A 12,765-nucleotide genomic window follows, 5' to 3' on the forward strand; every position below is an offset into this window, starting at 1 on the left:
GGAAAAATGAGATCAGAATTTACAATGAAAGATATGGCGGAATGTGAACGCCCATATGAGAAATGTCTGTTGGAAGGTGCAGCCGTCTTATCAGATGCGGAACTTCTGGCAGTCATACTTCGATGTGGAAGCAGACATGGGAATGCTTTGTTGACTGCGCAGAAAATATTAGCTGCACACCCGGTTCATAAAGGGATCATCGGATTGAATTATCTGTCGGTTGATGATCTTATGAATGTTGATGGTATCGGAAAAGTAAAAGCAATTCAGATGCAGTGTATCGCTGAGTTGTCCAGAAGAATGGCAAGATCAGAACACCGGTCAGGAGTTACCTTTGGTAATCCGAAAAGTATTGCAGACTATTATATGGAGCGCACCAAATATTTGTGCAAAGAACAGGTATATGTATTAATGTTTGATTCGAGCCATCATTTGTTAAAAGAGTGTCGACTGTCAGAGGGAACGGTCGATCATGCAGTTGTATCGCCGAGGGATATTTTTATTGATGCATTAAAATATCAGGCTGTATATATCGTACTATTGCATAATCATCCCTCAGGGAATCCGGAACCCAGCAACCCGGATATTCTTCTGACCAAGCGTGTGGAGGAAGCGGGAAAAACACTGGGGATACGTTTATCGGATCATATTATATTAGGGAATAATTGTTTTGTCAGCCTGGCAGAAAGAGGAATCATAGAATGAGACGACGTAATCGTAAAAGAATAGAAATTACACCAAAATATTTTTTGCTGGCACTTACAATCTTGTGTGTGGTGCTGATGGTTACTTCTTTATTTTTTGACGGAATGATGTCATCCGTCAGAAATGTAACTAATACTTTTATTGTACCGATGCAAAAGGGAGTTAATACAGTAGGTACATGGGTTGAATCCAAGGTAGAAGCCTTCCACAATTACGAGAGTGTAGTAACTGAAAATGAACAGCTTAAGGAGAAGATATCTTCCTACGAAACAAAGCTTGCACAGTATCAGCAGGATTCCTATGAGCTTGACCGGCTTCAGAAATTATATGAATTAGATGCTCTTTATACAGATTATGAAAAGACCGGAGCCCGCGTAATCTCAAAGGATACCGGCAACTGGTTTGATGTCTTTTATATCGATAAAGGTACAAAGGATGGCTTATCTGTTGGATGTAATGTCCTGTATGGTAACGGACTCTGTGGTATCATAACAGAAATCGGTGAATCCTATGCAAAAGTTCGTACGATTATTGATGATACATCAAATGTTAATGCCATGATCCTTCCAAGCAGATCCATCTGTAATGTGTCAGGAAGTCTGACGAATTACGCAGACGGATATATGATTGCTGAAAATATTGATAAAGATGCCGAAATATCGGAAGGAGATCAGGTTGTAACATCCTATGTCTCAAACAAATATCTTTCAGGTATTAATATTGGTTATGTGTCAAAGGTTGAGAGTGATTCCAACAATCTGACGAAGACTGCCTATATTATACCTGCTGCAGACTTCTCAAACATCGAAGAAGTACTCGTAATTTTACAGACTAAGAAAAATATCACGGATTAACAGAAAGAAGTGTAACATTGAAAAGAGTAATAATACTTGGAATATTAATAACAATATGTTTTGTTTTGCAGACTGCCCTTTTCCCGTTTCTTGAAATAGCAGGTATTGCACCGGATCTTATGCTGATCCTTACTGTTTCCTTCGGACTGATGCGGGGAAGAAAAGAAGGTATGCTGGTTGGGTTTTTCTGTGGTTTTTTATATGATGTATATTTTGGATATGCCATCGGACCATTTATGATCTTATATATGATTCTTGGCTATTGTAACGGTTTTTTCCACAGACTTTATCTGGTAGAAGATGTTCTTCTTCCAATAATTATAATCTTAGTTGATGATCTTATTTTTAATTTTGCAACCTATGTAATTTTCTTCCTTATGCGGAACAGACTGGAGTTCGCAACTTATTTAAAAGATATCATATTACCCGAAATGATCTACACAGCACTTATCACGTTGATCGTATTCAAGTTTTTTGCATTTGTAAATAAGGCATTGAAAAAAATGGAAAAAGCAAGTGAATGATCCGGCAATTGTCTGATTATATGATCGTGAAAGGAACGTAAGAATGTTTAAAGAATTTTTCAGTTTGATAAAAGAATCAATAATTGAACATGTCAAGCATCGTCTGTTTGTTGTAACGGTCTTGTTTCTGGTTCTATTTGGAATACTTATATATCGTTTGTTCGATCTGCAGATCGTAAATGGTGAAAAATATCAGGAGAGTTTTACTTATAAATCCGTAAAGACAGTAGCGGTAAAAGCGACCAGGGGAAATATATACGATTGTAACGGAAAGCTTCTGGCTTATAACGAAGCATCCTATACTTTATCTTATATAAGTGGAACGGACCTGACGGAAGCGGCTGCCGCAAAGGAAACGACTTCGAATGAATTGCGTAATGACATAGTATATAAAACTATTCTGATCCTTGAACAAAACGGAGATAAGATGTCAGTGAGTCTTCCTCTGAAGTTAACCTCGAAGGGCTTTGAATTTACTGTATCCGGAAATACGTTAAATACTTTTTTAATGAATGTATATGGTGCAAGCTCTGTCGACAGTCTGACAGAAGAGCAGGCGTCTTCAACTGCCGATGATATATTTAAATATATGCGTGGAAAAGATTTATTCAATATCTCCGAAACATATTCCGATGAGGCGGCATTAAAGATCCTCGCGGTACGATATGAGATATGGCTGAATCGTTACCAGCAGTATATGTCTGTTCAGCTTGCTGATGGTATCAGTGAAGAAAGCTATGCAGCAATCAAAGAAAATTCGGATGAACTTCTCGGCATGGAGGTAAGTGTTGAATCACATCGTGTATATAATGATTCTGTATATTTTGCTCAGATCATAGGTTACATCGGAAATATCTCCAATGAGGAACTGGAAAAATATAATGAAACTCTGGATGATTCAGAAAAATACAGTGCAAATGATATGGTCGGTAAAATGGGACTTGAAAGTGAGTTTGAATCTTATCTGCGCGGCAAAGATGGATATCAGAAGATGTATGTCGATAATATGGGTAAGGTAATAGAAGTGATCGATTCCAAAGATCCTGTCGCAGGTAATGATATCTATTTGACAATTGATTCCGATCTGCAAAAATATTGTTATAATGCGCTTGAAACAGAAATTGCATCCATTCTTCTTGCCCATATAAAGAATGTAACGACATCCACGGATAAGGATGATATTCCGATCACCGATGTATATTTTGCTTTATTTGATAATAATGTTATAAGCATTGATGACCTTGCGGCAAAAGATGCATCTGAGCTGGAACAGTCCGTTAATTCTTACTTCCAGTCCGCAAAACAAAATACACTTTCAAGACTGGATGATATATTAAACGTCAGTCATACTCCATTACATGATCTGACATTACAGTATCAGGATTATATGGAATTTATCTGTGAACAGTTAAGTGAGATGGGAATTTACAACCCGAGCAAGATTGACAAATCTGATGCTGCTTATGTTTCGTATATAAACAACAGTATTTCGCTGTGCGAATATCTGAAATATGCGATCAGCCAGGGCGCCATCGACATCTCCGGCATATCAACAAAGAGCGATTATTATGATACAGATGAGATTTACAACGTACTGACAGAATATATCTTAAAAGAATTTGAAAATAATACCAGTTTCGACAAACTTGTTTTTAAATATATGATAATATCAGGAGAACTTACAGGAAGTCAGGTAATTAACCTGTTATATGACCAGGGTATCCTTAATATGGCAACAGACGCAGATTATTCCGATTATAAAGCCGGTGTTATGGGAAGCTATGACTTCATATGTAAAAAAATTAAAAATCTTGAGATTACTCCGGCAATGCTGGCACTTGATCCTTGCTCCGGTTCAATTGTCGTTACGAATCCGAATAATGGGACAGTTAAAGCAATGACAAGTTATCCAAGCTATGATAATAATCGTCTTACCAATATGATTGATGCAGATTATTATTCGAAAATTACGACAGACAAAACAACACCAATGTACAGTAGGGCAACTATGCAGCAGACAGCGCCCGGTTCTACATTCAAAATGATCACCGCATTTGCCGGTATGAATGAGGGCGTTATCGGGGTCAACGATGTGATCCAGACCAAAGGATACTTTGATAAAACAGAGACACCTGCTAAATGTTGGATTTATCCGTCTGCACATGGAACAATCGGTATATCTAAGGCAATTGAGGAATCCTGTAACTATTTCTTCTATGAACTTGGATATCGGATGGCAACAAAAGATACAGGAACCTACAGCGATATCACCGGTGTGGAACGGCTTCAGAAATATGCAGGTATGTTTGGATTTGACAGCACATCAGGCATTGAACTGCCTGAAAGTAAACCTCAGATATCAGATGCGGATTCAATCCGTACTGCGATTGGACAGGGTACGAATAACTTCACTGCAACTCAGCTTGCCCGGTATGTTACAACCCTTGCAAACAGCGGCACATGTTATGACTTAAGCCTTGTTTCGGAAATAAAGGATATTGATGGCAATGTTGTATATAAAAATGAGCATAAGGTTCAAAACCAACTTGATTTTCCTGTAGAACAATGGAATGTTGTAAGACAGGGTATGCGACAGGTTGTTTCCGTTCATACAAGCAGCAGTGCACTGATCAATCAGATCAATGTCGCAGTAGCAGGCAAAACAGGTACTGCCCAGCAGAGCGAAGCCAGACCGAACCATGCGTTATTTGTATCATTTGCACCATATGAAAATCCTGAGGTAACGGTTACAAGTGTAATACCATTTGGATATTCTTCCGGTAATGCAGTCGAGCTTTCAGGTCTCGTATATGCATATTTGTATGATCCTGATGTTCTTGAGAATACAACTATTACCGGTAACAATGCACTTTCCGATTAAATTCCTGATTGAATATAACAATTTGGATATCAGATACACCAGATAAAAGAGCCTTGGTTTGCAGGCATTTTATTATGATGAGGGATTGAATATGAATACCGACGTTGTTATGAAGGCAAACAGCCATGGAATACGTATCATTCTGAATGAAGATAATTCAATGGAACAGATTCTTTCTGATATCAGAGAGAAATTATACAGTCAGGAAGTATTTTTGAAAAAAAGCGGAAGAGTACCGGTTACATTTGAAGGGAGACTGTTATCCTCCGGAGAAGAGGAACAGATCCTATATGAATTGAATCATCTTCCAAATACCGAAGTGGATTTCTGTCTGGAAGCTTCCAAACAGGATCTGTGTAGTCAGATCGATATTCCACCTCACAGAGCAAAGAGTCCACCTGAAAAAAAACAGGTCAAAAAAAATGTTCAAAAGAAATTGTCTGACAAACAGTTTTCAACAACAGAAAAAAAAGCATTACCACCGGATATATTTAAGAATGATACGATTCAGTTTTTTTGCGGAAATTTACGAAAAGGTCAGACGTTGGAGGTAAAAAAGAGTATAATCATACTCGGAAATATAGAGAAAAAAGCAACGATTATTTCGAATGGAAATGTCATTGTTCTCGGAAAACTTTCAGGAAACGTGATTGCCGGACAGGATCACCTAAAAAACAGATTTGTTCTGGCTCTTCAGATGGAGCCGGTTCATATAAAGATCGGTTCAGCTGTTTATAATAAAACAAAACAGAACCGAAAACAATTTCATACAGATGATGCGATGATGGCAAGCTGCGAAAATGGACAACTTCTTTTTCAGGCGCTGTCACAGACTTCACTTTAAGATAAAATTTCAAAGCATATTTTAAAACAGGAAAAGATATTGACGGAGGTGTTTTATGAGTGAAGTAATTGTTGTTACATCAGGAAAGGGAGGAGTTGGCAAGACAACTACATCAGCCAACATCGGAACCGGACTGGCAGGGTTGAAAAAGAGAGTCGTTATGATAGATACCGATATCGGTCTCAGAAATCTGGATATTGTCCTTGGACTGGAAAACCGGATTGTATATAACCTTGTTGATGTTGTAGAAGGAAACTGTCGGTATAAACAGGCTTTGATCAAGGATCGGAACAACCCGGATCTTTTTCTGATGCCATGCGCACAGACAAGAGACAAGACTGCAGTTTCACCGGAACAGATTATAAAGCTTGTCGACGAAATGCGGGCTGATTTTGATTATATTATTATCGACTGTCCGGCCGGAATCGAACAGGGATTTAAAAATGCTATTGCCGCAGCAGATCGTGCCATCGTAGTTACTACACCGGAGGTATCTGCAATTCGTGACGCGGATCGTGTTATAGGATTATTAGAAGCAAATGAAATAGACAAGATCGACCTTATCATAAATCGTATCCGTTATGATATGGTGAAAAAAGGTGATATGATGTCTGTAGATGATGTTGTCGATATCCTTGCAGTAAACTTGCTTGGGGTTATCCCGGATGATGAGCAGATTGTTATTTCAACGAATAAAGGAGAACCACTCGCGGGAAGTAATACCATATCAGGAAATGCTTATATCGATATTTGCAGACGGATACTTGGTGACAGCATTCCTCTTACAGATTTTAATGTTTTTAAACGAAAACCTTTTAAGCGTTTATTCAGAAAAAAACATGCATAAAGGGGTGAAGTTTAATATTATGAAAGAAAACAGAGCAGTATCGAATGTGATAAGCTATAATTCCGGGCATTATGCCAGAGAACGATTAAAAAATATATTAATGGCTGATCGAATAGGTTGTACTCCGGATGTCGTAACAAGAATTCGGGATGATATGCGAAAATGCGTTGCGGCCTATGTTAATATCGATTCAGCAAATATGACAGTACAGCTTTCGGATTCATTTATCATTGCACGAATCCCGGTTGTAGGAATACATATGAAAAAGGACAAAGAAAAAGATGAAACACATGAAACAGATGGACATGTCAACGGAAAAAAAATACAGTCTGATCAACTATAATTTTAAGCTTGTATTATTTGTGATCGCAGCTATGATTATGGGAACAATCACAATCTGCAGCGTTCGACCGGATTTTCAGACGAAACAGTTGATCGGTGTAGGCGCATGTGTAATTGGAATGATCATTGTATCATTGATCGATTACAATTTTATATGCAAATATTATATGATCCTTTATGCGGGAAATATACTTTTGCTTCTGCTAGTTCTGTTGGTCGGTTCCGGAGGAGGAGATCAGGGCGTTCGCCGTTGGTTCTATATATCAGACTCTTTCACAATACAGCCATCAGAATTTGCTAAAATTATTTTGATCATTTGTACAGCAGTTTTTCTGGAAAAAAACTACGAAGATTTGAACACGCCAAAGGTACTTGCAAAGCTTGCGGTATTTTTGGCTGTTCCTGTTGGTCTGATCGTGGCAGAACCCGATTTGTCTACCTCGATCTGTATTATGGTCACACTATTTATTGTTATATTTGTAGCAGGACTCAGTTTGAAACTCATAGGTATTATGATCCTGATTCTTGTTCCATGTTTTGGTGGATTTATCTGGTATATCCAACAGGATAATCTGCCTCAGTTTTTGAAAACTTATCAGATTAATCGTATTCTGGGACATATATACGGAAGTGAATATGGTGCATCCTCCGATCAACAGGATAATTCAGTTATGGCGATCGGTTCCGGTCAGTTATCCGGTAAGGGTATTAATAACTCAACCGTAGCAACCGTTAAGGATACGAACCTGATATCTGAGCAGCAGACAGACTTTATCTTCTCGGCAGTAGGTGAAGAATTAGGTTTTATTGGAAGTGTGATTATTATTGCAATTTTATGCCTGATAGTGTTACAATGTATTCGGGTTGCTAGGCACGCAAAGGACAAAAAGGGTATGTATATAGCAGCGGGAATCGGTTCACTGGTTGCTTTTCAGACATTCATTAATATCGGAGTTGCAACTGCGTTATTACCGAATACAGGCCTTCCGCTTCCGTTTATCAGTTACGGACTTAGTTCTCTTGTAAGTATGAGTGCCGGTATTGGATTGGTATTAAATATAAATCTGCAAAAGAAGAAATACTAGGAGGAGAGTTATGAATATAGGGTTAATAGCACACGATGCGAAAAAAAAACTGATGCAGAACTTCTGTATTGCTTACAGAGGAATTTTAAGTAAAAATGATTTATATGCGACAGGAACAACGGGACGATTGATTGAGGAGGTTACCAATCTGAACGTTCATAAATATATTGCGGGACATTTGGGTGGTGAACAGCAGTTAGGTTCACAGATTGAGAACAATGATATTGATATGGTTATTTTTCTCCGGGATCCTTTGCATCCAAAGGCACATGAACCGGATATCAACAATATCTTTTTATTATGTGATATGCATAATATTCCGCTTGCAACAAATCTTGCAACTGCAGAGCTCCTGATCAAAGCTTTAGACCGAGGAGATCTCGACTGGCGGGAATTTTATAAATAATTTGGAGATATAAAGATGAAAAAATTGACAAAATGGATGGCAGTCATGCTGATTCCCATTCTTGTTTTATCCGGATGCACAAAAAGAAGTTATGATACAAGCAATCAACTTGCACTTGGAATATCTGAGAATCTGCCTTTATACAGCTCTGACAGCTTTGGTGACCAGTATACAGTCATACCCGATGGAGAGGCTCTTGCTGATGAGAACTACAGCGCGGTTAAGTCGGCAGTTTTGATAAATGACTCAACAAAAGAGGCTTTAGTTGTACATAACGCACATGATCGTATTTACCCTGCAAGCATGACTAAATTAATGACAGGTCTTCTTGTTATGGAAAGTATCGAAGACGGAACTTTATCTTTAGATGACACGATTACATTATCACATACTGTTACATTTCAGGAAGATAATGTAGGTGTGAGCGATCTTACAAAAGGATGCTCTGTAACAGTAAAGAATCTGTTATATGGCCTTTTGATTCGTTCATACAACGACTGCGGTGTTCTGCTTGCAGAAAAGATTGCAGGAAGTGAGGATGCATTTGTTGAGAAAATGAATGAAAAAGCATTTGAATTAGGTGCTACAAATACGCATTTTGTGAACTGCCATGGATTACATTCAGACGATCATTATACGACTGCATATGATCTCTATCTGATCTTTTCAGAATTCATAAAACATGACATGGCATATCTGATTGATTCACTCGATTCATATGATTTTACATATACAGATGAAACAGGTGCAGAGAAAAGTGTCACATTACAGGCAACAAATGGTTATATATCCGGTGAGTTTAAATTCCCGGAGGGGTATTCGTTAGGTTCCTGGAAATCCGGTACGACCACAGCAGCCGGCAACTGTCTGATCCTTGAATTTGTAAAAGATGATACAGGTGATAAATATGTTGCTGTTATTGCCGGAGCAGAAGACAGGGATACGTTATATAATGATATGACTATGTTAATTAATACTGCAAAATAAACAGCTATCTGAGTGGACATTTTGTCCACTCAAAATATATAACTGTTTTAATATAATTCAGGAGGTTTTATTATGATTCAGATTATTACAGGTGATAAGGGTAAAGGAAAAACAAAGGTTCTGATTGACAAGGTTAACAATGAGGTAAAAGTTGTAACAGGTTCTGTTGTCTTTATTGATAATAATAACAAGCATTTATATGAGCTCAGTAATCGCGTCAGAATGATTAACTGTACAAACTACGAAGTGGATAATCTGGAAATGTTTGCAGGCTTTATTCTTGGTATTATTTCTCAGAATAAAGATATTGAAAAGATTTATATTGACAACTTTACATCTGTAACATATGTAAAGCCGGAGCAGATCAGCTATGCTCTTGATCTCATGAACAAGATCAGTGAAAAATATAACATCGGTATCGTTCTCTGTTTTGCAACAGACAGCTCCGAAGTTCCTGATACATATAAGGACAATATCATTGCCGCATTATAATAAAAATATACCTGCGAAGGGTACTGTGTCTCTGATTCAGGATCAGTACACAGACTAAAGGAGATATATATGACTTCCATAAAAAGAAAAGTCAGGAAACGACAGCCTGTCAAGATCAGTTTCGGGTTTATCATTTTTGCGATCATGTTTATATATATGCTGATCCGTATCATTATATCAATGAATGATCACGACCTGAGTGTATTTCAGGTAGAAGAAAGCAGCTATGATACTAACTTTACTGTTCCGGGGCTTGCTGTTCGAAAAGAGACATTGAACTACAGTTCAACCTCCGGCTATATCTGTTATTATATCCGGGATGGCGAAAAAGTAGCAAAAGGATCCAGTGTATATTCTGTTGATGAGACAGGTTCTATGTATGATGCACTTTATGAAGTACAGAACAGTAACAATACTTCGTTATCAGCAAACGATTATAATGATCTGAGTAAACAGATACAGATTTTCAAAACTGGATTTTCGACTTCTGATTTTTCAGAAGTATATGAATTTAAAAATACAATTGATAATAAGGTTCTTGAAATGTATGAGGATATGGCTTTAGAACAGTTATCCTCAGACAAATCATTTGATTCGACATTTACAGCGGTTAAATCATCGGCCAGTGGAATTGTATCCTATTATATGGATGGTTACGAAGACTTTGATATCAACAATTTATCGGCTGATGATTTTGATAAAACCAAGTATTCAAAAGAATTGTTAAAAAAAAGCGATATTGTTGAATCCGGAAAACCTGTATATAAGATTATTGATGATGAGGACTGGAAGATTGCTGTCATGCTTACAAAAGAAGAATACAGCAAAGTAAAAAAAGATGAACATGTTCGATTTCGAATCAATGACTCAAGTAAAAAGATTTCAGCCAAATACGAGACAATTGAAAAGGATGGAAATTATTTTATTATCATTGACATGAGCAGATATCTTGCTGAATATGTTTCAGAACGTTATCTGAATCTTACATTTATCTTCTCCGAAACAAAAGGACTTAAGATCCCAAATTCAGCGATTGTTGAAAAAGATGTTCTTATGATACCGGTCGGATATCTGTCCGGCGGAAGCGGAACGACGGAAAAGAAATATTTTAACCAGATCGTATTAACAGAGGATGGCTCAACTTCGGTTGTACAGATATCCCCTACTATATATTTTACAGATGATCATTTCTGCTATGTTGATCCGGCAGATATCAAAGAAGATGCGGTTCTCGCCGCAAATGAATCGGATATCACCTTTAATGTATCAACAGCGGGAATCTATAAGCTAAAAGGTGTTTACTGTATCACACAGGGAACAGCGCTGTTCAAACAGATCGATATAACCGTAAATGGAGATGATTATTCAATAATCGATCCTAATACAGCATATGGAATATCAGCATATGATCGTATTGTACTGGATGGTACATCTGTAAAGGAAAACCAGATCATATATTAGGAGTGATAGAAAAATGTTAAAAGAAAACTATGAGTTAGTAGATCAGAAGATTACAGAAGCCTGCAAACGGGCAGGCAGAGACAGAAAAGATGTTACACTGATCGCAGTCAGCAAAACAAAGCCTTTAAGTGATATTGAAGAACTGCTTGCAGAGACAGACGCTATAGATTTTGGCGAGAACAAAGTACAGGAACTGGTTGATAAGTATGAAACCGTTTCCCGCAAAGTAAACTGGCACATGATCGGTCATTTACAGACAAATAAAGTAAAATACATCGTTGATAAGGTCTGTCTGATTCATTCTGTTGATTCGGTAAATCTAGCTAAAACGATTGAAAAAGAAGCTGCAAAGCACGATGTTATAGTTAAGGTATTGATTGAGGTAAATGTCGCCGGAGAAGAGAGCAAATTCGGTGTTTCTGTTGAAGAAACAGAAGATCTTATTATGCAGATCAAGGATTTTCCTCATATACAGATAGAAGGTCTGATGACGATCGCGCCGTTTGTTGATGATCCTGAGGATAATCGGGTTCATTTCCGACGCCTGAGAGAATTATTACTTGACATCAATTCTAAAAACATTGATAATGTCCATATGAATGTCCTCTCGATGGGCATGACAAATGACTATGAAGTTGCCGTTGAGGAGGGTGCCACTATGGTCAGAGTGGGTACAGGAATTTTTGGTGCAAGAAACTATAATATTTAAAGGAGAACCATTATGGCAAAGAATGGAAAAAAAAGCTTTCTGGATTATTTTAAAATAAATGACTCCAGCGATGAATATGAAGATGATTTATTTGATGATGATGAATATGATGACGATGAAGATGATTTTGATGAAGAATATGAGCCAAAGCCAAAGGCTGTAAATGGAAGATCATCTGCATCTACATATACAGCAGCTGCTACACAGAGTGCCGGCGCTGCTGCTAAAAAATCAAAATTTGTAAAACCGGCAAAGAATACAGCTACAGCTTCCAATAATACAAAACTTGTTTCATTTAACAACAGAAGTCAGGGCGGTTCCCAGCAGGTATTTGTTATTAAACCGGATGAATTTGATGATGCACAGATGATCATCGACCATTTAAAAGGCGGACAGGCGATCGTGATCAATATGGAGGGAATGGAGCTGTCTACAGCACAGCGAATTATCGACTTTATTGCCGGTGCATGTTATTCCCTTGATGGATCGTTACAGGCAATTTCCGGTAATATCTTCATTGCAGCTCCGGCAGATATCTATGTATCCGGTGACCTCAGAGAAGAATTATTGAATGATGCATTTTTGTCTCCAGAATTAAGCAAGTATTAATAAATGACTAAATAATGAT

The 12,765-nt window shown here is 37.7% G+C and carries 14 protein-coding genes; all 14 read left to right on the forward strand.

Translation table 11 applies throughout. The features are described from left to right. Positions 1-6 precede the first annotated feature (6 nt). Complete coding sequence (gene radC, locus LK416_04960; GenBank protein ID UEA75532.1) at positions 7-705, forward strand: DNA repair protein RadC; 699 nt, start codon at positions 7-9, stop codon at positions 703-705. Then, complete coding sequence (mreC, locus tag LK416_04965) at positions 702-1,559, forward strand: rod shape-determining protein MreC (GenBank protein UEA75533.1); 858 nt, start codon at positions 702-704, stop codon at positions 1,557-1,559. The genes radC and mreC overlap by 4 nt, the downstream gene beginning before the upstream one ends. A gap of 17 nt (positions 1,560-1,576) precedes the next feature. Continuing rightward, the gene (gene mreD, locus LK416_04970) at positions 1,577-2,083 is read left to right on the forward strand and encodes a rod shape-determining protein MreD (protein UEA75534.1); all 507 of its coding nucleotides are present in this window, start codon (positions 1,577-1,579) and stop codon (positions 2,081-2,083) included. Between the two features lie 43 nt (positions 2,084-2,126). Then, positions 2,127-4,964 (forward strand): hypothetical protein, encoded by a 2,838-nt coding sequence (locus LK416_04975; protein ID UEA75535.1) that lies wholly within the window; start codon positions 2,127-2,129, stop codon positions 4,962-4,964. 91 nt (positions 4,965-5,055) lie between these two features. Beyond that, on the forward strand, positions 5,056-5,808 hold the full coding sequence (locus LK416_04980; protein ID UEA75536.1) for a septum site-determining protein MinC: 753 nt from the start codon (positions 5,056-5,058) through the stop codon (positions 5,806-5,808). Between the two features lie 55 nt (positions 5,809-5,863). Next, on the forward strand, positions 5,864-6,655 hold the full coding sequence (minD, locus tag LK416_04985) for a septum site-determining protein MinD (protein ID UEA75537.1): 792 nt from the start codon (positions 5,864-5,866) through the stop codon (positions 6,653-6,655). A gap of 19 nt (positions 6,656-6,674) precedes the next feature. Further along, positions 6,675-6,998, forward strand: coding sequence for a cell division topological specificity factor MinE (locus LK416_04990; protein ID UEA75538.1), 324 nt, complete (start codon positions 6,675-6,677; stop codon positions 6,996-6,998). Further along, on the forward strand, positions 6,946-8,082 hold the full coding sequence (locus LK416_04995; GenBank protein UEA75539.1) for an FtsW/RodA/SpoVE family cell cycle protein: 1,137 nt from the start codon (positions 6,946-6,948) through the stop codon (positions 8,080-8,082). Before LK416_04990 ends, LK416_04995 begins: the two co-directional genes overlap by 53 nt. 10 nt (positions 8,083-8,092) lie before the next feature. Next, positions 8,093-8,488 (forward strand): methylglyoxal synthase, encoded by a 396-nt coding sequence (gene mgsA, locus LK416_05000; protein UEA75540.1) that lies wholly within the window; start codon positions 8,093-8,095, stop codon positions 8,486-8,488. Between the two features lie 15 nt (positions 8,489-8,503). Further along, positions 8,504-9,475 (forward strand): serine hydrolase, encoded by a 972-nt coding sequence (locus LK416_05005; protein UEA75541.1) that lies wholly within the window; start codon positions 8,504-8,506, stop codon positions 9,473-9,475. Between the two features lie 72 nt (positions 9,476-9,547). Then, positions 9,548-9,967 carry a twitching motility protein PilT gene (locus LK416_05010; protein ID UEA75542.1) on the forward strand — a complete coding sequence of 140 codons (420 nt, stop codon included), beginning with the start codon at positions 9,548-9,550 and terminating at the stop codon, positions 9,965-9,967. Positions 9,968-10,036: 69 nt separating this feature from the next. Continuing rightward, on the forward strand, positions 10,037-11,428 hold the full coding sequence (locus tag LK416_05015) for a hypothetical protein (GenBank protein ID UEA75543.1): 1,392 nt from the start codon (positions 10,037-10,039) through the stop codon (positions 11,426-11,428). 13 nt (positions 11,429-11,441) lie between these two features. Continuing rightward, positions 11,442-12,137, forward strand: coding sequence for a YggS family pyridoxal phosphate-dependent enzyme (locus LK416_05020; protein UEA75544.1), 696 nt, complete (start codon positions 11,442-11,444; stop codon positions 12,135-12,137). 12 nt (positions 12,138-12,149) lie between these two features. Continuing rightward, positions 12,150-12,746 (forward strand): cell division protein SepF, encoded by a 597-nt coding sequence (locus LK416_05025; protein UEA75545.1) that lies wholly within the window; start codon positions 12,150-12,152, stop codon positions 12,744-12,746. Positions 12,747-12,765 lie beyond the last annotated feature (19 nt).

The organism is Lachnospiraceae bacterium GAM79, assembly GCA_020735665.1.
Classification (GTDB): Bacteria; Bacillota; Clostridia; order Lachnospirales; family Lachnospiraceae; genus Coprococcus.